This is a genomic window from Rhodococcus sp. GB-02 (genome assembly GCF_053470465.1).
The window spans coordinates 409,213-430,868 of the sequence record NZ_JBPUKE010000002.1 but is presented as its reverse complement, the minus strand read 5'-3'; the positions used below and the strand labels follow the sequence as shown (position 1 = coordinate 430,868).

Sequence of the window (21,656 nt, the reverse complement as noted above, 5' to 3'; positions counted from 1 at the left end):
CCTACAGAAGGCCGAACTTTCGGACTGCGTCGAGTAGCGCGTGCGGACGTTCGGTCGTCGGCAGGGGATCGACGAGTGCGAACTGGCAACCGACGTCTCGGGCAGCGCCGTCGGCCACGTCGCTGTCGCCGACCATCAATGTCTGTGCCGCATCCACATCGAGTTGTGCCAGGGCGTATTCGAAGATTGCGGGTTCCGGCTTGACGGCACCCACCTCGAACGAGAGGACGAACTCGTCGACCCAGACATCCCAGCCTCGGTCGACGAACGCCGGTCGGATGTCGAAGGCGATGTTGCTCAGGACTGCGGTTCGTATACCCTTCTCCGACAATGACTTCAGGACCTCGCCGGTATCCGGGTACGGCGACCACTGGTCCGGATCCACCAGCAGGGCGTAGAAAGCCTCGGCGCGAACCGGATCGGGCACTCCGGACTTGCTCAACACGTCGAGGTAAGCCTGACGATGCAACTTCGGATCCCGGTCGCGGTTCTCCCACGCATAGATCCCGGCTTCGTCCATCTCGACGGTTCTACCCACCGGCGCGGTCATCCGGCGCATCAGCTCGGCTTGAGCATGCACGTCGAGCGGGTCACCTTGGTGATCGATGAGGTGCCCGTTCCAATCGTCGCTCTCTTCCAAACGGAAGAGGGTTCCGGAGAAATCGAACAGCGTCGCGGCGATATGTCCGTCTTGATGGGCCGTGCTGTCAGTGTTCACCTCGACAGGTTATCGGCGTCCGCTTTCCGATGCGTGATGTGAGCCAGTGCACGCGTACTTTGAGAGGGCACATTTTCCGAGGTTCCCCCGACGGGCGTGTTTTCGACGCTCCGGATGAACCGAACGACGAGGGGGATCCTCCGTGTCCGACCACGCGAATACACCAGATTTGACGAAGCCGTCCGGCGAAGACCCCCACCTCTCACGTCAGCTGTCCAACCGGCATATCCAGCTGATCGCCATCGGTGGGGCCATCGGTACCGGACTCTTCATGGGATCGGGCAAGACGATCTCTCTCGCCGGGCCTTCCGTGATCTTCGTATACATGATCATCGGCTTCATGCTCTTCTTCGTCATGCGTGCGATGGGGGAGTTACTGCTCTCGAACATGGCGTACAAGTCGTTCTCGGACTTCGCCGCTGATCTGCTGGGCCCCTGGGCAGGATTCTTCACCGGCTGGACGTACTGGTTCTGTTGGATCGTCACCGGCATCGCTGACGTCATCGCGATTTCCGGCTACTTCAAATACTGGTGGCCAGGTCTCGCGGCGTGGATTCCCGCTTTGCTGACGATCGCGGCACTACTCCTCTTGAACTTGCCGACCGTGAAGGCCTTCGGTGAAACCGAGTTCTGGTTCGCGCTGATCAAGATCATCGCCATCGTCAGTCTGATCATCGTCGGCATCGTCATGGTCGTCTCCGGGTTCACGGCGCCGAACGGTGCCACCTCCGGTATCGACAATCTCTGGAACGACGGCGGCATGTTCCCGACCGGATTCATGGGCTTCGTGGCCGGCTTCCAGATCGCGGTGTTCGCATTCGTGGGTATCGAACTGGTCGGCACGACAGCAGCCGAGGCGAAGGACCCGGAGAAGAACCTGCCGAAGGCCATCAACTCCATCCCCATTCGTGTGCTGCTGTTCTACGTCATTGCGCTGACCGTGATCATCGCGGTGACACCGTGGCGTGAAATCAGCGCAGACAAGAGTCCGTTCGTCGCCATGTTCACACTCGCCGGCCTCGGCATCGCTGCATCTGTCATCAACTTCGTCGTGCTGACCTCCGCTGCGTCTTCGGCCAACTCGGGTATCTACTCCACCTCGCGCATGGTGTTCGGCCTTGCGCAGGAGGGCGACGCACCGCGGGCACTCGGCAAGCTGAACTCGCGCAAGGTCCCCGCGAACGCCCTGATGTTCTCCTGCATCTTCCTGCTGGCGTCGCTGATCCTGCTGTTCTCGGGCGATTCCGTGATCGAGGCCTTCACCGTCGTCACGACCATCTCGGCGCTGCTGTTCATGTTCGTGTGGACGATCATTTTGGCGAGCTACATGGTGTATCGGAAGCGTCGTCCGCACCTGCACGAGGCGTCGAAGTTCAAGATGCCCGGCGGCATCGTGATGTGCTGGGTCGTGCTCGCGTTCTTCGTCTTCATCCTCTGGGCGCTGACAACCAAGGACGACACCCTGCAGGCACTTGTCGTCACTCCGATCTGGTTTGTCGTTTTGGGTATCGCGTGGGCGATCATCCGGCGCCGACCCGCTCACCGGGCACGATACGACGCATTCAAGTCAGAACTGGACGCCAGCCGACAGAACGGCGAGAAATAGTTTTGGTCAAGATCGGGTAACGGTGGCGGCTGCCTTGATCAAACTGTTACATTCTTCGGCAGACAGAGGAGCGGGCTTCATCAGAAGGACGCTGCACGCCGACGACTGACGGAGTACACACTGTGGGAAACCACCACCGCACGGGCAATGACGATGTTGTCTTCGAGATCGATCCCGAGGCAGCAAGCGGCCGCCACCGCACCGCGTCGTCTGGCCCTGGTGCCGGTGTCAAGGCAGGCGTCGTAGCTGCGGCTACCGGTGCACTCCTCGTCGGGGCAGGCCAGATGGGTGCAGGAACTGCTGCTGCGGCGCCGGCAACACAGACCATCGCGGGCTTCGAAATCCCGCAGGGTCTGCTTCCCGAGGGCGCTGTCGTTCCGGCTGAATTGGCAGCTCTTCCCGCTCTCGACATTCCTGAGCTTCCCGATTTTGCAGCTGACCTCAACACGCAGGCACAGCAGTTCCTCGGCAGTATCAATCCCGGCCCGTCGGCTCGCACGGTGCAGCCGGTGTCCGGAACGCTGACCTCCACCTTCGGTTCGCGCTGGGGAGCACACCACGGCGGTCTCGACATCGCAGCCCCGATCGGTACGCCGATCCTGGCTGCAGCCGACGGCCAGGTCATCGACGCCGGCCCGGCGTCAGGTTTCGGCCTGTGGGTCCGTGTCCAGCACGACGACGGCACCGTCACCACGTACGGCCACGTCAACGACTACCAGGTCAACGTCGGTCAGCGAGTCAACGCCGGCCAGCAGATCGCCACCGTGGGTAACCGTGGCCAGTCCACCGGCCCCCACCTGCACTTCGAGGTCGCCGAGAACGGCGCAAAGGTCGATCCGGCAGCGTGGCTGCAGGCCCGCGGCGTGGCGGTCACCTGGGTAGACAACTCGTAAGAAAACTTCTTGCAGAACTGCGGTGGTACCGGGAAATTCTTCCTGGTGCCACCGCAGTTCCCGTTTGTCGGTGACCCCGGCCGGATAGCCTTCAGTGACGTTGATCGTCGAAGGGGGAACGCGCGATGGGTGCAGAGGTCACGGCAAGAGAATTCACCAGAGCCGACCGCAGGCTCTTTCGTAAGAAGGTGCGCTCGTGCGTCGACGCCATGAAGCAGATGCTCGACGGTGGTGACTTTCGGGACGCCGTCGACAGGCCCGCGCCGCTGCTGGGTATGGAGATCGAATTCAACCTGGTGAACGGGGACATGGCTCCTGCGATGTCGAATCGTGAAGTACTCGAATCCATAGACGACGCTGCGGTTTTCCAAACCGAACTCGGACAGTTCAACGTCGAGATGAACGTCGAACCCGGCCCTCTCACCGGTGACGCGACTTTCGAATTGGAAAAGAAACTGCGGGCGTCCCTCGACGTCGCAGACGCACGAATCCATGCGCACGACGCTGAGATGGTGATGATCGGGATGCTGCCGACATTGCAGCTCGAGCATCTCGATCGAGAGTGGATCACGGCCAACCCGCGCTACGAATTGCTCAACGAGCAGATTTTTGCCGCGCGAGGAGAGGACATCGAACTCGACGTCGAAGGTGTCGCGCTACCTGGCGGCGACGTGGAACTTCTTCGGGCCGATACCAATTCGGTGGTGCCGGAGGCGGCGTGTACGTCCATGCAGTTGCATCTGCGGGTGGCGCCGGAAGAATTTGCCGCGCACTGGAATGCCGCTCAGTGTCTGGCCGGAGTGCAAGTGGCGTTGGCCGCCAATTCTCCTTTCCTGGCGGGCAAGGCACTCTGGCACGAATCACGCATTCCGATCTTCGAACAGGCCACGGACACCCGAACTTTCGAGCTCAAGAACCAAGGTGTGCGTCCGCGGGTGTGGTTCGGTGAGCGGTGGATCCACTCGGTGCTCGACCTGTTCGAGGAGAACTCGCGGTATTTCCCGGCCCTGCTGCCTGATGTGTCGGACACCGATCCACTGGAAGTGCTGGCGGCGGGCGGGATTCCGGAGTTGAGCGAGCTTCAGATGCACAACGGCACGGTCTACCGGTGGAATCGACCGGTGTACGACTGCTCGGATGGCAAGCCGCACTTGCGTATCGAGAATCGCGTACTGCCGGCCGGACCGACCGTCGTCGACATCATGGCCAATGCAGCCTTCTACTACGGAACCGTTCGGGCATTGGTTAACGCGGAGCGGTCACTGTGGTCGCACATGTCCTTTCAGGCGGCGGAAGAGAACTTGCACATCGGCGCCAAATACGGACTGGATGCGACCCTGTACTGGCCGGAGATCGGCTGGGTCGGCGCCGACGAGTTGATATTGCGAAGGTTGCTGCCGTTGGCGCACGAGGGCTTGGCGGACTTCGGATTGTCCGCCGCCGCCCGCGATCGGTACCTCGGCGTCATCGAGGGGCGGTGCATGAATAGGCAGACCGGTGCGGCCTGGCAGCGAGAGCACGTTGCGCGGGCGGAGGCCTCGGGCGCGGACCGCTCGACTGCGCTCACCGGAATGCTCCGCGGTTACGTGGAGAACATGCGCACGGGAGATCCTGTTCACACCTGGTCCTGATTGCTCTGCTAATTCTCCTATCCGTCAACAGTTTCGGGGACTTAAGTCCCCGAAATCGAGAGGGGGCGACCCCAAAAAAGCCGGACAAGTGGGATGGTTAGAGTGAAAGTGGCTCGGTTACTTCTTCAGGAAGGTGGGCACATGAGTTCACGCGAACATAACAGTGTTGTTGTCGGAGTCGAGGGTTCGGACACTGCGTCCACCGCGCTCCGCGAAGCCGCGAAAATCGCCGCCCAGCGCGAATTGCGACTCGACATCATCCACGCTCTCGACTTCGCGCCGTACGGTTTCGGTGGGCCGTACGTCGACGCGGGTGGGGTGTACGAATGGGTCGAGGAGGCCGGAAAAGCGATCTTGGCAGAGGCGGAACAGTTCGCCCGTGAGATCGATCCGAAACTCGAGGTTCACACCGAAATCGCCATCGGCAGTGCAACTCAGTGGTTGATCGAGAGTTCGGCACAGGCGAGGCGCGTAGTTGTCGGAGCTTCTGCATCAGGCAAAGCGGCAACGGCAGTACTCGGCAATACCGCGGTCGGGGTGGCCAGTCACGGCAAGTGCCCGGTGATCGTCGTCCGAGACCGCGACGGCGCGGTGCCCTCGGAGGGGCCGGTCGTGGTCGGCGTCGACGGCAGCGCGCTCAGCGCGCAGGCCGTGGGTGCCGCATTCGAAGAAGCGGCATTCCGCGGCGCAGAGTTGGTGGCGCTGCACGTGTGGAGTGACCTCGGGAGCGCGGCATTCGAAGATCCGAGGGCCGCTGCACTTGCACCGCAGTCTCTCGAGGAAGAAGAGCACGCAGTTCTCAGCGAGAGCTTGGCGGGTTGGTCCGAGCAATACCCGGACGTGAAGGTCCGGCGTGAGGTCTACCTCGACAACCCACGTGGACGGTTGCTGGACTGGTCGGCAAAAGCGCAGCTCGTGGTCGTCGGAAGCCGTGGCCGCGGTGGATTCCGCGGCATGCTGCTCGGCTCGACCAGCAACACCCTGATCGCTTCGGCCAAGTGCCCCGTCATGGTGGTGCGCCCCGAAGAATCCTGACCCTCTTCAGACGCTCCCGCTACCCCGTTCATTTCGGTCATCGAATATGAACGGGGTAGTCACATGAATGCAGACTCAGGTTCCGTAGTGTTCGATGTGAGTAAGTGTTCGATGGGAGTACCACTGCCGTGTGCGCGTCGCACGCGGCAGCAATCGTCAGGATTGGGGTTACAACGTGCGTATCGGTATGGGTTTGAACTACAGCGGCGGGTTCGCCGAAACCGTCGAAGAGGTCGGTGACCTGGAGAAGGCGGGCCTGGACATCGCTTTTGTCCCGGAAGCGTATTCCTTCGATGCCGTCAGCCAGCTCGGCTACCTGGCGGCCAAGACGTCGACCATCGAACTCGCTTCGGGAATCTTCCAGATCTACACCCGTACGCCCTCGTTGACCGCGATGACGGCAGCGGGCCTGGACTTCGTCTCCAACGGTCGCTTCGTGATGGGCCTCGGTGCTTCCGGGCCGCAGGTGATCGAGGGATTCCACGGCGTCAAGTACGACGCTCCGCTGGGGCGCACCCGTGAGGTCGTCGAGATCTGCCGTAAGGTGTGGCGCCGCGAGAAGGTCGAATACCAGGGCAAGTATTACCAGGTTCCGCTCCCCGCCGAGAAGGGCACCGGACTGGGTAAGCCGCTCAAGCTGATCAATCATCCTGTGCGTGAGCGCATCCCGATCCTGATCGCGTCGCTCGGCCCCAAGAACGTCGAGCTGACGGCGGAGATCGCCGAAGGCTGGGAGCCGATCTTCTTCCATCCGGAGAAGGCAGCCAGCGTGTGGGGCGAGCCGATCGCCAAGGGCAAGGCCAAGCGCGATCCGAGCCTCGGCGAGCTTCAGGTGTACGCGTCGCCGGCGCTCGCCATCGGTGACGACGTCGACCACATGCTCGACTGGGTACGCCCGAGCCTTGCGCTCTACATCGGCGGCATGGGCGCCAAGGGCAAGAACTTCTACAACGATCTCGCGGTGCGCTACGGCTACGAAGAGGCCGCCGAGAAGATCCAGGATCTCTACCTCGCGGGCAAGAAGGACGAAGCCGCAGCAGCAGTCCCCGACGAGCTGGTTCGTGCCGTGTCGTTGATCGGCCCCGAGAGCTACGTCCGGGAACGCGTCGCAGCTTTCGCCGAAGCGGGTGTCACGACGCTCAACGTCACGCCGTTGGCTGCCGATCGCAACGGCCGTGTCCAGCTGATCGAGAAGTTCCGCAAGATTTGTGACTGACCCTACTGTGCGCCTTTGTTAATCGCCCGCGGTTGATAGAGGCGCACAGCAGAGGTGGTCGATTTGGGATCTCTTGCGCACGAAACCTGATTTTGGCCGCTTGTTGACAGGACTTTCTGCACTTCTGAGCGGTCGGCTTCTTCACCTAACGTGGATTGGGTAGCCAGGGTTCGCGTGCGGGTCCGGCACCGGTGGCCTCGTTGACGCCCGTTCGGGATGTTGGCGGGGCCGTTGCCGCAGCCCACCCAAGGTCGAATGTCCGATTCGGGACTCGCGTCGGCCGATGAATCCTTTTTGCCGCCGTTGGGCAATAGTGTGGGGCGAAGAGATTCTGTGGCCGATTGTGGAGGGACGAACATGAGTGCAACCAAACCCGTCGTCGTAGCAGTGGACGGTTCGGAATCAGCGTCGTCGGCTGTCGTCTGGGCGGCTCGAACGGCAGTGGCGCTCGGTCGTCCTCTCCACATCGCGACGGTGGTGCACATCCCCGCCTTCTACTACTCCGAGCCGTACCTCGCCGAGAGCTTCAAGGACGAACTGCGCCGCACTGCCACCGCTCGTCTGGACAGCGCACAGATCCTCGCGCGCCAGAGCATCGACGACGACATCGAGATCGTCACCGAACTTCTCGATGGCAGTGTCTCCGATCGGCTGATCGAATTGTCCAAGAGTGCGTACATCATTGCGCTCGGACCCCGCGGACACGGTGAACTCACCGGACTGGTCGTCGGTTCCGCGACGGTGTCCGTGGTCTCGCACGGCGAATCACCGGTTGCAGTTGTCAGAGGGCGGACCCTCGACGGGCGACCGCCGACCGAAGGCCCCGTCGTCGTCGGCGTCGATGGATCCGAGAGCAGCATCGAGGCAGTCGAGCATGCTTTCGAGCAGGCTTCCGCGAGGGGTGCCACCTTGATTGCGGTCAACGTGTGGAGCGACGTGAGTGTGCAGCCCTCGCTGGGCGCCACCCCGGAGGACCCACTGTGGAGCAGTATCCAGACAGGCGAGGAAGTTGTCCTCGCCGAGCAATTGGCCGGATTCACCGAACGCTACCCGGACGTCGTCGTCGAGAGGGTCGTCGCGCGTGACCGTCCGGTGCGAGTTCTGAGCGAATACGCGGAGACGGCGCAATTGATAGTCGTCGGCAGCCGTGGGCGCGGCGGATTCGCGGGAATGCTCCTCGGATCGACCAGTCGGGCGCTCCTGCACACTGCGGATTGCCCGGTTCTCATAGTCCGGCACGTCAACAAGTGAAGAGAATGCATTCAATGAGTTCTGAGTCCACCATCTCCGGTACCGTTCGACTCGAGATGTCTTTTGGAGGGGTTCGATGACAACGCGGATATTCCTGGTCGACGATCACGAGATCGTCAGACGCGGCTTGTTCGACCTACTCGGCGGGGTCGAAGACTTCGTGGTGGTGGGCGAAGCCGCATCCGTGGGAGAAGCATTGGCTGCGGTACCGCAGAGTAATGCCGACGTCGCGGTTCTGGACGTACGGCTGCCTGACGGCAACGGCGTCGAACTGTGCCGCGAACTGCGCTCCATGCTTCCCGACCTGCGCTGCCTGATGCTCACCTCCTACGCCGACGACGAGGCGTTGCTCGACGCGATCATGGCGGGCGCTTCGGGGTTCGTACTCAAACAGATTCTGGGAACCGATCTGGTCGCTGCGGTCCGCACAGTCGGGCGCGGCGGTTCACTGCTCGACAGTCGGGCGACGGAGGCGCTGATGCAGCGGATCCGTAGCGACCGCACAGCTGATCCGTTGGCCGAGCTATCCGATCAGGAACGAGCAGTCTTCGACCTCATCGGAGAGGGACTCACCAACCGGGAGATCGGCGCGCGATTGTTCCTCGCGGAGAAGACGGTCAAGAACTACGTGACGCGTCTGCTGTCGAAGCTGGGCATGCAGCGTCGTACTCAGGCTGCAGTGCTGGCCACCGAAATCCGCAGCGGCAGTCGATAGGTCTACCGACCGGACTTCGGTCGATTCGAGTTGGTGCGGCCGAGCGGCACTCGCCAGAGCAGACGTGCACCGCTCGGATCGTGGTTGACGATTGTGCATGTACCGCCGCAGTGTTCGGCACGGCGCTCGAGATTGTGAAGCCCACTCTTGTGGAAGTCGGAGGGGAGTCCGACGCCGTCGTCCTCGATTGTGATCGCGAATTCGACATCCGCGGTGACTGCGATGGTGATGTGGTGTGCTTGTGCATGCCGAAGGACGTTGCTCAGTCCTTCTCGCAGTACAGCTTCGGCGTGCTGGTGGATGCCGGGATTCACGAGAGTGTCGATGGCGCCGGAGAATTGGACGCTGGGGGTTACGGTGGATTGTGCGGTGGCGTCGCCGATGACGTCGAGGAGGCGTCGGCGCAGGCTCGACGAATCGGTGGCCGTGGGAGTCTGCAGATCGAAGATGGTAGTCCGGATCTCGCGGACGGTCTTGTCCAATTGTTCGAGCGATCGTTTGACAATTGCGCGCGCCGACTCGGGGAGGGTCTCGTCCGGAAGCGTGCTCTGCAGGCTCATGCCACTCGCGAACAGTCGCTGGATGACGTTGTCGTGCAGGTCGCGTGCGATGCGGTCGCGGTCCGCGAGAACCGACAACAGGCGTTGCGCCTTCTGTTTCTCGTCGAACTCGATTGCAACGGAGCCGAGTTCGGCCATCGACTCGATCCGGGTCAGTTCGTCGTGGTCCCAGTGCGTGTTGGTGGAATTCGACGCCACGATGATCGCGCCGACTACACCCGAGGCGACGCACATCGGTGCAACGACCGCACTACCGGCCGACGGCACCAGCGCTGTGAGCGCACCTAAGGTGGTGAGCACCTGTAGCTTTCGCGTACTTCGCACGACGTCGAACGGATAGGTCGTCGCTGGAATTCTGACCCCACGAGAAGTGGTTCGGGCGCTGGCCGCGGCATGGACCTGGGCATACCCGTTCTCGCAGATCACCACGATCACGTCCTCGACCCCGGTCAAATCCCGAACGCGGCTGGCCAGAAGTTGCAAGCCGTCCTCGAGCGAGTCACCGGCCAGCAGCCGCGAGCGAATGGCAGATGTTGCGGTGAGCCATCTTTCACGAGTCCTAGACTGCTCGAACAGCCGGGCGTTCTCCACAGCGATACCGGCTGCGATGGCGAGAGCCTCCAGAATGACCTCGTCTTCCTGGGTGAACTCGGCTTTTCCTCGCTTCTCGGTCAGATAGATGCTGCCGAACACCTTTCCTCGCATCATGATCGGCGCTCCGAGGAAGCTCTCCATCGGTGGATGATTTGCGGGGAATCCGACCGATTCGGGATGGTCGCCGAGATGCGCCACGCGCAAAGTCTGCGGATGATTCATCAGAACACCCAGAACGCCATGCCCTTCGGGAAAATGTCCCATGATCGCGCGTTGGGACCCGGGGATTCCTTCGTAGACGAATTCCGAGAGCCCGCCCCCTGGCGCCGCAACCCCCAGGGCGCCGTAGCGGCAATCCAGAACCGTTGTCGCAGAAGTAATGATCCGTTGAAGTGTCAGGTCGAGATCAAGGCCTGAACCGACGACCAGGACCGCCTCCAGCAGACGGTGGAGCGTGGGGACGTCTGCGTTGGAATCGCCCAGGCGGTCGAGCAACTCGCCGAACGTGCGTGCCGGACAGTGACCCGAAGCTTCGACCATGGTCGAAGCATATCGCCTCGCGGAACGTCAGCCCTCTTGACGGCGACCTTCCCACCACGAAGACCAGTGATGCTTGATTTCGTCGAACTCGTCATCGCTCAGGTTGTAGGTGGTCAGCAGGATCGACATACCTCCATCGGGTCGCTGGGCAGTCACGGACTGCGAGGCGACGGACAGCAGGCCAGGGCCGAGATCTTCGACTGTCAAGCCGAATTGGTGGTCGGTGACGAAGTCGACGACGCCCTCGAAGTAGTCGCCGGGAGCGATCGTCGCCGCGTACCGACTTCCCTCTGCCAGGTCGATTTCGGTGATCCCGAGGACAGTCGCCACGTTCTCGCCGGGGAGCAGAAGACCGTCGAGATAAATGGTTCTTCGCTCGGCCAGCCCGTGGTGCTCCACAGCGAATCTGAGCAGCTGGAGGAACGTCGTCCATCCTTCGGTGATGTCGTCGTACCAGTTGTCTTCCGCCGACTTTGCCGGCCGATCGATGCGGACGACCGTCTTGCCGTCTTGTTCGAAGAGAGAGAAATGATCACCGTTTCCGAGTCTCAGCGTCAACGCTTCAGGGTCGGCCTCAGCGGTGGAGTAGATCTGGGTGATTTCGTCGTCGAGTCCGTCGTACTCCCAGCCGAACCAACGACGAATCAGCGACGGATCACGCAACGCGGGCCAGAGTACGGACGGGGCTGCGACGATCGACACCTCGATCACGGTTTCGCTCATCCGGAAGACGCTACCGACTTCAGCCCTTCATGGCGACGGTCAGCAGAAATGCGACGTCTTCGAGCGCTTCGACACTGTGCCGGTCGGCCGGAACGGCGAGGAAATCACCGGTGGATCCTTTCCACTGGTCGCTCCCACACACAAGATTCAGCTTCCCGCTCAGGACCAACAGCGTGGCTTCGCCCGGACTGTCGTGTTCGGCGAGGCTCTTGCCGGCGCTCAGCGCGATCACCGTCTGCCGCAGGCTGCGCTGGTGGCCGCCGTAGACGGTTTGTGAACTGCGACCGCTGGTCGCCGAGCCCGCCAGTTTCAACTGTTGGCGAGCGAGAGCGGTCAGTGACTTCTTGTCCATCGAAGACCTCTCGAAAGCGGTGAATGTCGTTCTTGGAGTATGACCGACTCACTCGCAAGGTGCCTCGTTATCGGCGGAAGTCGATCAGCGAGTGTATTCCAGCCAGCGGAAGCGCAGCCCGCTCTTCTCCGAGGTCTGCCAGGGCTCGTCGGACTTCAGGTTCCATTCGGAGCCGATCTCGGGAGCAAAGGCATCACCAGCGATGTCGAGGTCGATCTCGGTCACGAGTAGATGCGTCGCGAATGGCAGTGCACCCGAATAAATCTGCCCGCCACCGACCACGAAGACGTCGCCGTCCGGCAACGCCAGGGCGTCGTCCAAGCTGTGGACTACCTCGGCGCCTTCGGCGTGCCACTCCGGATCGCGGGTGACGACGATGTTCCGGCGCCCGCTGAACGGCCGGAACTTCAGTGGAATGGAGTCCCAGGTGCGCCGCCCCATGATCACCGGATGCCCCATGGTTACGCGTTTGAAGTAGGCCATGTCTTCGGACACGCGCCACGGGATCGTGTTGTCGGCGCCGATGACGCCGTCATGAGCCTGTGCCCAGATGAGGGTGACTGTGCGATCGGTCATCGTCAGACCGCAACCGGCGCTTTGATCGCGGGGTGGTACTGATAGTCGACGATCTCCACATCCTCGAAGGTGTAGTCGAAGATGGAGTCGCGCTTGTTCAGTTTCAGGGTCGGCAACGGCAGGGGCTCGCGACCGAGCTGCTCGGTAACCTGATCGACGTGGTTGTCATAGATGTGGCAGTCGCCGCCGGTCCAGACGAACTCACCGACGTCGAGTCCGGCCTGCTGGGCCATCATGTGAGTGAGTAGCGCGTAGCTTGCGATGTTGAACGGAACGCCGAGGAACATGTCGGCGCTGCGCTGGTACAGCTGGCACGAGAGCTTGCCGTCGGCGACGTAGAACTGGAAGAAAGCGTGGCAGGGCGCCAGCGCCATCTGCGGAATGTCGGCCACGTTCCACGCCGAGACGATGATCCGCCGCGAATCGGGGTTCGTGCGCAGGGTCTCGACGGTCTGCGTGATCTGGTCGATGTGCTCGCCCGAAGGGGTGGGCCAGCTACGCCACTGGACGCCGTAGACGGGGCCGAGTTCGCCGTTCTCGTCGGCCCACTCGTCCCAGATGGAGACGCCGTGCTCGTGCAGCCACGCCACGTTGGAGTCGCCGCGAAGGAACCACAGGAGCTCGTTGACGATCGACTTGAGGTGGACCTTCTTGGTGGTGACGAGCGGAAAGCCGTCGGCAAGATCGAAACGCATCTGGTGACCGAAGATGCTGCGGGTGCCGGTTCCGGTGCGATCGGATTTGGCGCTACCCGTCTCCATGACGAGCCGGAGGAGGTCTTCGTAAGCAGTGGAGACAGTCACGGGAATCAGTCTAGGGCCTAGCCTGCTGTGCGCCTTTATTAACCTCCGGCGGTTAATGAAGGCGCACAGCAATATAGCCTCGGCGCATGCGCGAACTCTTGGTGATCGGTATCGGTGCGGGTGATCCCGACCAGGTGACCGTTCAGGCGATCAAGGCCATGAACAGGGCCGATACCTTCTTCATTATCGGAAAGGGTGACGAGAAGCAGGCTCTGGTCGACCTGCGAACCGGCATCCTCAACGAGCACGTTCACCTCGACTACAAGGTGGTCGAGATCACGGACCCACCGCGGGACCGAACCCCGACCGATTACGAAGGTGTCGTCGAGGACTGGCACGAGCGCCGGGCAGCGAAATTCGAAGCGGAATTCGCTGCCGAGCCCGGAGTGGGCGCGATTCTCGTCTGGGGTGACCCTTCCCTCTACGACAGCACTCTGCGGATCGTCGAGCGCGTGCTTGCTCGCGGGAGACTGTCGTTCGACTACTCCGTCATCCCGGGGATCACGAGCGTGCAGTCGCTGGCTGCACAACACCGGATCGTCCTGAACCGAATTGGCGAACCTCTCCACATCACGACCGGCCGCAAACTGGCCGAGGGCTTACCTGACGGAGTGGATAACGCCGTCGTGATGCTCGACGCGCATTGCACGTTCACTCAGGTGACCGAAGACGACGCCGAGATCTGGTGGGGTGCGTACCTCGGAACCTTGGATGAGGAGTTGATTTCCGGCAAACTGCGCGACGTCGAAGATCGGATCGTCGCGCGCCGGGCGGAGCTGCGTGAGAAGCACGGCTGGATCATGGATACGTACCTCCTTCGGCGTTGAAAACCGGCCACAGATTGCACAGTCGATCCTGCCCGCGCCACGTGATCGTGAAAGATCAGCTGTGAAGTCGGCTTTCGACTTCTCGTTCAGTGGTATCGGCGTCCTGATCAATACGACAATTTCAATCGATATCTCGCCACGACAGGATTGGAACTAGCCGTCCGATTGCTGGTCATCGGTTCCCTGACGACGGTCGTCATCGCGATGACCCTGCTGCGGCGAGCGGATCGGGCGATGTATTCCGCGAAGGCGCGCGGTGGGCACTCGGTGGTTCTGCAGACGGAAACGGACTGAGCGCACTGTGAGTGTCCGTGGTCGGCGTTAGTCTGTTGCCATGCCTGAACTACCCGAGGTGGAAGCGCTGGCAGGGTTCCTTCGTCAGCACGCGGTCGGCGCAGTGGTGGGGCGCGTCGACATCGCCGCACTGAGTGTGCTCAAGACCTTCGATCCGCCGATCACGGCTTTGCAAGGGCGTGACGTGACGGCCGCCGCCCGCTTCGGAAAGCATCTGGCGCTGGACTGCGACGGGTTGTGGTTGGTCACGCATCTCTCGCATGCCGGTTGGATGCGATGGCTCGACAATCCGTCGGTAACACCGCCGAAGCCGGGCAAGGGGCCGTTGGCGCTGCGCGTCCATTTCTTCACACCCGAAGGGTTGACGCCGGCATTCGATCTCACCGAAGCCGGCACCAAGAAACGCCTCGCCGTGTGGGTGGTGAACGACCCGCAGGAGGTTCCTGGCATTGCCCGGTTGGGGCCGGACGCGATGGCTGTGACAGAAGCTGAGTTCGCAGAGATTCTGGGCGGGACGTCGGCGCGGATCAAGAACTCGATAGTCGATCAGTCGCTGATCGCCGGCATCGGGAACGCCTACTCGGACGAGATCCTCCACACCGCGAAACTATCTCCCTTCGCGACCTCGTCGCGGCTGACGCCGGAGCAGATTTCGGCCCTGTACGCCGTGATGCGATCCACGCTGGCCGACGCGATCGAGCGTTCGGAGGGCCAGGACGCGGCGCGACTCAAAGGTGAGAAACGCTCGGGGATGCGAGTACATGCGCGCACCGGACTTCCCTGTCCGGTGTGTGGTGACCTCGTACGCGAGGTGTCGTTCGCGGAGCGTTCTTTTCAATACTGTGCGACGTGCCAGACCGGTGGTAAGCCGTTGGCGGACAGGCGAATGTCGAAACTGCTCAAGTAGCGAACTGCGCCGCGAGTAGTTCGACGAACTCGCGGGCGAGCGCCGACGAATGGGTGGGTTCGGTAATTGCGTGGACGATCCGATGCGGCGCATCGGTGATCGGAATACAGACCAATTCGGGGTGTAGGGCGCTCATGGACTGGGGGAGTAAACCTACGCCCAGGCCGTTGGCGGTCAGTGAACAGATCAGGTCTACCGAGTTGGCTTCAAGCGTTTTTCCCCGAGGGACCTGTGATTCGGCGAAGGCTTGGTCGGTCTGGACACGGGCCTCGCTGCCGGAGGCGAAGTCCACGAGAGTGTGATCGCGTAGGTCTTCGAGCCTGATCGACGAGGCCTGGGCCAAGGGATGGTCGGGAGCGACAAACGCTGCGGTGGGTTCACTCCACAACGGCGCGGCGGCAAAGCTCTTGGGTAGGCGACCTGCGGCCAATCCGACAATGCCAACGTCGATTGCGCCGGACCGGACTCCTTCGATAACTACTTCACTGCCGTACGGTCGCGCGGTGATGTTGATTGCAGGGTGGCGGCGTGTCAGATCTGCCAGCGCGCGGCCTACGTCGACGCGCCCCGCCGAGGTGATGATGCCGACCGTCAACCGCACTTGCTCGTTGCTCCGTGCCGAGACATCACTGACGAGTCTCGACACGGCGCCGAGTACCTCACGGGAGCGGGCGACAAATACATCGCCGGCAGCAGTCAGGCCGACGTTTCGACTGTTCCGGTTGAACAATTCGACTCCCAGTTCCTTTTCGAGGTCTCTGATCTGGGCACTCAAGGCGGACTGGGAAACGTGCAACCGCGAGGCTGCTCGGCTGAAGTGTCTGTCTTCCGCGACTGCCAGGGCGTAGCGGATGTGACGTAGTTCCATTGCACCAATCTATCGTTTCTGGAGATAGATCATGAATATCTATCTATTGGACGCGCGTCGGTGTGGGCGGTCATGCTTGACGACATGATCTCAAGCGACGCGCGTCCGAGGCTCGGACTACCGATAGTGCTGCTGATGGCTGCAGCGACGGGCCTGTGCGCGGGCGGTAACTATTTCAATCAGCCACTCCTCGATTCCATCTCGGATCACCTGAATGTGTCGGCCTCCGCAGCGGCCGCGACGGTGACCATCGCACAGGTCGCGTATGCACTCGGATTGATACTTCTGGTTCCGGTAGGCGACATGGTGGACCGGCGCAAGCTGACGGTAGGGCTCATGCTGCTGGCGGCGACCGGTCAAGCGGTCAGCGGATTTGCGCCGAACTTTGCCACGCTGGCAGTGGGAATCGCAGTCGCTGGAGTCTTTTCGGTCGCTGCCCAGGTTCTGATTCCGTTTGCCGCCTCACTGGCCGAACCTGAGAGGTCCGGTCAGGTGGTCGGCACGATCATGAGTGGACTGCTGATCGGAATCCTGTTGGCGCGCAGCGTTGCCGGCGTACTCTCCGGACTGGGAGGTTGGTCGACGGTCTACAAGGCGGCGGCGGTGCTGATGGTGGTGATGGCCGTGGCATTGTGGCGATCTCTGCCGTCCGATTCCGCAGATCGACCGAAGGCCGGTTACGGCGCCACGCTTGCTTCGGTAGGGAAGTTGGCTGCGAACTTGCCGCGCCTGAGAACCCGATCGGCCATGGGTGGACTGGCTTTTGCTGCTGTCAGCACCGTCTTCACGACGATGGCCTTTCTGCTCTCTGACGAATTCGGCTACAGCGACACTCAAATCGGCTTGGTCGGACTACTCGGTGTGGCGGGAGCATCGATGGCGACGGTGGCGGGCAGACTGGCCGATCGGGGATTGGGTCAGGTGGCGACCGGCGGCGCCATCGCGATTCTCTTGGTGTCGTGGCTTCCCTTTGTCGCCGGTGCCACCCACGTGGTGTGGTTTCTCGTTGCCATCGTCCTTGCCGACCTCGCGCTGCAGGGAGTGCACGTCAGCAATCAGAACGTGATCTACGCCCTTGTCCCCGAGGCACGTTCGCGTGTGAACTCCGTGTACATGACCACCTACTTCGTCGGTGCTGCTGTGGGCTCGGCAGTGGGGTCTGTGGTGTGGAAGTCGTACGGCTGGAACGGAGTATGCATCGCCGGGTTGGTCCTCTCCCTTGCAACGGTGTTGGTGTGGATGCACGATCGCCGACTGGAGACCGCTGAGCTGCGAATCCCGGAATCCCCTGTCGCGGTGGGATAGGCACCCACACCTTCTCGGCTACCGCACCTTTCAGATTTCGGCACCGTCCACCAGGATCTTGCCGACGCGTTCGGGATAGAACGACACGTGGTCGTCGATCCCGGACGCTTCGGCGGTAGTGAACGGATAGAACCACGCCAGATCCTCGATGGGAGCGAGTTCGGTTGTGCCGGTGAACGACAGATACGACGCAGTGCCTTTGTAGGGGCAGGCCGTGGTGGTCGGGGACGGCGCAAAGTATTCGCTGCGAACGTCGATTCTCGGAATGTAGTACCGCGTGGGCAGTCCGGTTTCGAACAGCAGTCTGGGTCGTGTCGTCTCGGCGACCAGTACGTCGCCGACAAAAACCTGGATGTGGCGGGACGAGGGGAGTGCGTCGATACGTACGTATGGATCGCGGGCGTGGACAAAGACCTGTTGATCCTCCTCGTACCAGGCGTCCATGCGATCCCAATAGAATGCGACGTACTCACTCAAGTCCAGGGAACCGTCGAACTGTTCAGGGTAGGACCAGACGGCGTCCTCGGCCCGGCTATCCCCGATCTCGATCGTCCAATAGGTGGCGTCACCTTTCCATGGGCAATGGGTGGTCGTCGACGTCGGGACGAGGAATTCGGTGCGAACGTCCGCGAGGGGGATGTAGTACATCGGCAGGCAGCCGCGTTCGAAAAGGTATACCGAACGAGTGGTGTCCGCGACGGCGTGACCAGCGAAGAATGCTCGAACTCGGCGGGGGTTCGGCTCCAGTGCGATCCGCCCGTTGGAAGCTGTGATCTGTGTGTCTTCTGCGTGTGTCAGTGCTGTGGACATTCGGGAATGCTCCTGAGATCGGCAGGGCGGTCCTTCCCATCTTGCGCCTGGCAAGCAGTTATTTGACAGGTTGGAGTCGAAATACGCGGATCTGGCGCCCGAATGCTCGATCGGCGTAGGTTTCGTACGGCGGCCACGTGGTGGTCGCGAGCTCCCACAGCTTCTTACGCGTGGCGCCCTCCGCCAGACTCGCACCGACCGGTATTTCGACGCCTTTCACTGTCACGATTGCGGTCGGGTTTGCCATCAAATTGAGTGTCCACGCCGGATGCGTATCCTGCCCCCAGTTGGAACCGACGACGACAAACGCATCGCCGTCGGGTGCGTACAGGAGTGGCGTGATGCGAGAACGGCCGGTCTTACGGCCTGTCGTGGTGAGCAGTAGCTGAGTCACGGTGTTTTCTCCGACCAGCGAGAGCTTGCCTCCCGACACTCTCTGTACTGCTCGATCGAGCGGAACCAGATCCTTGCCGAGATCCGAGAACCATTGTGTATGGCCGACATTGCGCATCAATGACCGGTAGATGTTGCGCATCGGACCCCTCGCATTCTCGGCACTGTTTCGAGGCTGGTGCACCTCGACTCGAAAGAGTCTGCCACGTCAGGTCACAGATACCTGAGTGCCAAGGTCCTGAAAGGAACGAAGCGGTCAGCCGAATTTGGTTTTGGTGGAGTGGAATTCGGCAAACCTCCGAAATCGTTCGTTCGTGCGCGTTGGGCGGTCATTGGAAGATCAACCCTCCGAGGTCAAGACATCAGGCTCGAGCCACTCGACGCCGAGCAGTTCGGACAGCGACCGCAGACCGGATCGATCACCACCTTTCAGACCTGTGACCGAATTGAGATTGCGCAACATGACCGTGGCGACGTCCTCTTCCTTGGTGCCCACTCCGAAGGGTATGACCCACGGACACGTTTGGTAGTCGCGGTGTGATCGACCGAATGTCTGTTCTGCCGCGATTCCCGAGTATCGAGGTTGGTGAAAGATCCCCGTCCGTGGCAGCGAGGACGCGTGAGTGCCGTCTGGGAGTGCTTCGTTGGCATGGAGCGAGATCGAGGTCGTGACATTGAAGACGATGACCGGTGCGTCCCCGCGTTGAAACCGCAGACGTTGACCCTCCTTGTCCGGCACCGCGCCGAACAGTTTTGCCACCGAGATCCCGGCGGCTTCGATCATTTCGACCAGTGGATCGCCTGCCGTGGAGACGAATTCGACGGCCACCAACACCTGCTTGCCTGCCTTGACTTGGGCCTGCGCCCACTGGGCCGTCGACTCGGCGCGGATCATGCCCGCTTTCTGTCGGTAGCGGAGAACCAGCGCACGGCCGCGCGCGATGTTGCGGCTCTTACGGGCCAATCCCATTTCGTAGGCGTACTCGGCCCACTCCGTCTCGTACTCGGCGCGCTGGGCATGGGTGAGGTCGATCGGCATACCGTCGAGCGGAACGGGTCCCCACGGCGTCGGTCGATGAATCATCAAGGGCGGTTTACTGTTCGACATCCACCCACGCACGGTCTCGAGTGCTCGAGATTGCAGCGCAGGTGATTCCTTCGCCTCTGTGCTCCACGTCCACTTCCCATAGGACTTGTCCAGCGGAAGGCCGGACTCGACCAGCCTGGCGCCCAGGTCGGACCAGTACTTCGAAGGTTCTGAATGCAGCTGCGCAAAAAGCGGTGCCAGGTAACGCTGATCTGCCGGCGTATGTCCCGGTGTTGCTGTCACGGACAGGACGAACGGCGCCTGGTCGTGCGCATTCGAAAAGCGCGCAACTTTCTCGAATGCAGCCGTGCGCTGTGTGTCGTTGCTGTACAGCTGGGCCTCGTCCGCAATCACCACACCGAACGTGTACTTGGGGCGGCCGTTTCGCGCGATCAGCTTCTTCAGTTGGTCAGGCGACATGATCAGCCAGCGGAATCCACCGTCGCGCACCGAGGCGATGGAATAGCGCCAATGCGGAATGGTGATCTGTGCGGGTCGATCGACGAGGACGAGGATGTTGGTTTCGCCGCGCTCTTCGGCAATCGTCTTGGCCGACATCACTGCGATCAGTGTCTTACCGAGGCCGGCATTGTCTGCCAACAGAAATCCGCGTTTGCCGGCGCGAGCGGCATCGACGACGGCGTCGGCCCCCGAAACCTGCTCGGGCCGAGGAATTTTGGGTGCAGCAACGGGACGTTCGCCGGTGCTGTCATTGATGTCGTCCTCTACCCACTGCTGATACGAGAAGGGGAGTGCCTTGAATGGAGCGAGTTCTACGGGCAACTCCGTACCCACCCACGCGTAGCTCTTCCATTTCTTGACGAACTGCGCACCAGGCGCCGGCGTCCGAAAGGGTACGTCGAGAAGCCAGACTCGTTCGCCCGGACCGGCTGTCGGAACGTCGGGCATCACAGCGCGAGGTCTCTTCGTTGCGGAGGTCTTCTTGGTTGCACTCTTCTTGCTTGCACTCCTCTTGGGAGCAGCCTTCTTTGCGGCAGCCTTGCGCGCCGTGGTTGCTTTGCGTGGCGGCATCAGGCGGTTTCGACCTCGGTGGTGTCGGTCTCTGCCGTGAGGAATTGACGCAGCGTGACTGGAGGCCGGCCGACAAGTTCTTCGACAGTGCCCGTGATCAGTGCCAATTCACCCTGCGCGATTGCGGTGTACGTCGACACCCAAGCATCGAGCTCCCATTCGGGTGCGTTGTACGACGCCCGTGATTCGTAAGCTTCCTCGACAGTTTCCTCGACGTACGTGGTCTGCTTGCCGGTGACTTCGGTGATGATGCTCGCAGCCTCGGAGAGCGTCAGCGCCTCCCGTCCGGTCAGGTTGTACGTCTGTCCGAGATGGGAATCCAGATCCTTGAGGACCGAGACAGCGACGGCAGCAATGTCGGACCGCGCTACGGCGCCGACGAGACCGTTCCCGGCGGGGCCGCGGATCACACCGTCTTCGCCGGCGAGAGCGGGTAGGAAATCGAGGTAGAAGCTGTCGCGCAGGAAGGTGAATGCGAGTCCAGAAGCACGGATGTGTTCTTCGGTGACCCAGTGATCGCGAGCGAGCGTGAACGTCGCGTCCGGAGCGGCGCCGAGGAACGACGTGTACACGATGTGCCTGACCCCGGCCGCCGCTGCGGCGTCGATGAAGGTGCGGTGCTGATCCAGGCGATCTGCGCTTTCGGCCGCCGACACCATGAAGAGGGTGTCGATTCCGGCCAGAGCCGCGAGAGCGCGCTCCTGATCCCCGTACGTGGTCTCGGCTGAATCGGCACCGGGGAGCTGCGGTAATCGATTGACCGAACGTGCGATCAGCCGCTGCGGGACACCGGCGTCGGCCAACGACGCGGCCACCAGGCCGCCGATATGACCGGTAGCGCCGGTGACGGCAATCCTCGCAGACCGTGAATCTACGGACATGGTGCCCCTCCTTCGGTCGGTGTGCATCCCATCTTGCCG

At 61.9% G+C, this 21,656-nt stretch carries 22 protein-coding genes; 11 read left to right on the top strand and 11 right to left on the bottom strand.

The window, feature by feature from the left end:
• Position 1: 1 nt before the first annotated feature.
• Positions 2-718 (bottom strand): HAD family hydrolase, encoded by a 717-nt coding sequence (locus ACSW29_RS15095; RefSeq protein WP_448277602.1) that lies wholly within the window; start codon positions 716-718, stop codon positions 2-4.
• 142 nt (positions 719-860) lie between these two features.
• On the opposite strand from ACSW29_RS15095, the gene cycA reads away from it, so the two are divergent.
• From cycA to ACSW29_RS15060, 7 genes are all read left to right on the top strand, one after another.
• Positions 861-2,324 (top strand): D-serine/D-alanine/glycine transporter, encoded by a 1,464-nt coding sequence (cycA, locus tag ACSW29_RS15090; RefSeq protein WP_230814383.1) that lies wholly within the window; start codon positions 861-863, stop codon positions 2,322-2,324.
• A gap of 122 nt (positions 2,325-2,446) precedes the next feature.
• Positions 2,447-3,217 carry a M23 family metallopeptidase gene (locus tag ACSW29_RS15085; protein WP_230814382.1) on the top strand — a complete coding sequence of 257 codons (771 nt, stop codon included), beginning with the start codon at positions 2,447-2,449 and terminating at the stop codon, positions 3,215-3,217.
• Positions 3,218-3,342: 125 nt separating this feature from the next.
• Positions 3,343-4,848, top strand: coding sequence for a glutamate-cysteine ligase family protein (locus ACSW29_RS15080; RefSeq protein WP_230814381.1), 1,506 nt, complete (start codon positions 3,343-3,345; stop codon positions 4,846-4,848).
• 141 nt (positions 4,849-4,989) lie between these two features.
• The gene (locus ACSW29_RS15075; protein WP_020970378.1) at positions 4,990-5,883 is read left to right on the top strand and encodes a universal stress protein; all 894 of its coding nucleotides are present in this window, start codon (positions 4,990-4,992) and stop codon (positions 5,881-5,883) included.
• 175 nt (positions 5,884-6,058) lie between these two features.
• Positions 6,059-7,099, top strand: a complete 1,041-nt coding sequence (locus ACSW29_RS15070; RefSeq protein WP_230814737.1) for an LLM class F420-dependent oxidoreductase — start codon at positions 6,059-6,061, stop codon at positions 7,097-7,099.
• A gap of 357 nt (positions 7,100-7,456) precedes the next feature.
• Complete coding sequence (locus tag ACSW29_RS15065; protein ID WP_230814380.1) at positions 7,457-8,350, top strand: universal stress protein; 894 nt, start codon at positions 7,457-7,459, stop codon at positions 8,348-8,350.
• Positions 8,351-8,426: 76 nt separating this feature from the next.
• The gene (locus ACSW29_RS15060; protein ID WP_003946380.1) at positions 8,427-9,065 is read left to right on the top strand and encodes a response regulator; all 639 of its coding nucleotides are present in this window, start codon (positions 8,427-8,429) and stop codon (positions 9,063-9,065) included.
• Positions 9,066-9,067: 2 nt separating this feature from the next.
• On the opposite strand, the gene ACSW29_RS15055 is transcribed toward ACSW29_RS15060, so the two are convergent.
• From ACSW29_RS15055 to ACSW29_RS15035, 5 genes are all read right to left on the bottom strand, one after another.
• Complete coding sequence (locus tag ACSW29_RS15055; protein ID WP_448277601.1) at positions 9,068-10,759, bottom strand: GAF domain-containing protein; 1,692 nt, start codon at positions 10,757-10,759, stop codon at positions 9,068-9,070.
• A 27-nt stretch (positions 10,760-10,786) separates the two neighbouring features.
• Entirely contained in the window at positions 10,787-11,482 is a 696-nt protein-coding gene (locus ACSW29_RS15050; protein ID WP_317827344.1) for a hypothetical protein, read from the bottom strand.
• Between the two features lie 19 nt (positions 11,483-11,501).
• Complete coding sequence (locus ACSW29_RS15045; protein ID WP_230814377.1) at positions 11,502-11,834, bottom strand: cupin domain-containing protein; 333 nt, start codon at positions 11,832-11,834, stop codon at positions 11,502-11,504.
• An 84-nt stretch (positions 11,835-11,918) separates the two neighbouring features.
• Positions 11,919-12,410, bottom strand: a complete 492-nt coding sequence (locus ACSW29_RS15040) for a dihydrofolate reductase (protein WP_230814376.1) — start codon at positions 12,408-12,410, stop codon at positions 11,919-11,921.
• A gap of 2 nt (positions 12,411-12,412) precedes the next feature.
• Positions 12,413-13,213: a thymidylate synthase gene (locus tag ACSW29_RS15035; protein ID WP_448277600.1), complete on the bottom strand. Its 801-nt coding sequence runs from the start codon at positions 13,211-13,213 to the stop codon at positions 12,413-12,415.
• An 86-nt stretch (positions 13,214-13,299) separates the two neighbouring features.
• On the opposite strand from ACSW29_RS15035, the gene cobF reads away from it, so the two are divergent.
• From cobF to ACSW29_RS15020, 3 genes are all read left to right on the top strand, one after another.
• Entirely contained in the window at positions 13,300-14,040 is a 741-nt protein-coding gene (gene cobF / locus ACSW29_RS15030; RefSeq protein WP_448277599.1) for a precorrin-6A synthase (deacetylating), read from the top strand.
• Positions 14,041-14,187: 147 nt separating this feature from the next.
• The gene (locus ACSW29_RS15025; RefSeq protein ID WP_347874409.1) at positions 14,188-14,334 is read left to right on the top strand and encodes a hypothetical protein; all 147 of its coding nucleotides are present in this window, start codon (positions 14,188-14,190) and stop codon (positions 14,332-14,334) included.
• A gap of 40 nt (positions 14,335-14,374) precedes the next feature.
• Complete coding sequence (locus tag ACSW29_RS15020) at positions 14,375-15,241, top strand: Fpg/Nei family DNA glycosylase (RefSeq protein WP_448277598.1); 867 nt, start codon at positions 14,375-14,377, stop codon at positions 15,239-15,241.
• Here ACSW29_RS15020 and ACSW29_RS15015 read toward each other — a convergent pair.
• On the bottom strand, positions 15,234-16,109 hold the full coding sequence (locus tag ACSW29_RS15015; protein ID WP_347874407.1) for a LysR family transcriptional regulator: 876 nt from the start codon (positions 16,107-16,109) through the stop codon (positions 15,234-15,236). The two genes, ACSW29_RS15020 and ACSW29_RS15015, sit on opposite strands and share 8 nt — an antisense overlap.
• A 72-nt stretch (positions 16,110-16,181) precedes the next feature.
• Between ACSW29_RS15015 and ACSW29_RS15010 the strand changes: the two genes are divergently transcribed.
• Positions 16,182-17,414 (top strand): MFS transporter, encoded by a 1,233-nt coding sequence (locus ACSW29_RS15010; protein WP_317827338.1) that lies wholly within the window; start codon positions 16,182-16,184, stop codon positions 17,412-17,414.
• Positions 17,415-17,444: 30 nt separating this feature from the next.
• Here ACSW29_RS15010 and ACSW29_RS15005 read toward each other — a convergent pair whose 3' ends face one another.
• From ACSW29_RS15005 to ACSW29_RS14990, 4 genes are all read right to left on the bottom strand, one after another.
• Complete coding sequence (locus tag ACSW29_RS15005) at positions 17,445-18,224, bottom strand: DUF427 domain-containing protein (RefSeq protein WP_448277597.1); 780 nt, start codon at positions 18,222-18,224, stop codon at positions 17,445-17,447.
• A 58-nt stretch (positions 18,225-18,282) separates the two neighbouring features.
• Positions 18,283-18,759, bottom strand: a complete 477-nt coding sequence (locus tag ACSW29_RS15000; protein WP_230814369.1) for a nitroreductase/quinone reductase family protein — start codon at positions 18,757-18,759, stop codon at positions 18,283-18,285.
• A 198-nt stretch (positions 18,760-18,957) separates the two neighbouring features.
• Positions 18,958-20,736: a DEAD/DEAH box helicase family protein gene (locus ACSW29_RS14995; protein WP_448277596.1), complete on the bottom strand. Its 1,779-nt coding sequence runs from the start codon at positions 20,734-20,736 to the stop codon at positions 18,958-18,960.
• A complete protein-coding gene (locus ACSW29_RS14990) occupies positions 20,736-21,617 on the bottom strand; it encodes an SDR family oxidoreductase (protein WP_448277595.1) in 882 nt (293 codons plus the stop codon). The genes ACSW29_RS14995 and ACSW29_RS14990 overlap by 1 nt, the downstream gene beginning before the upstream one ends.
• Between the last annotated feature and the right edge of the window lie 39 nt (positions 21,618-21,656).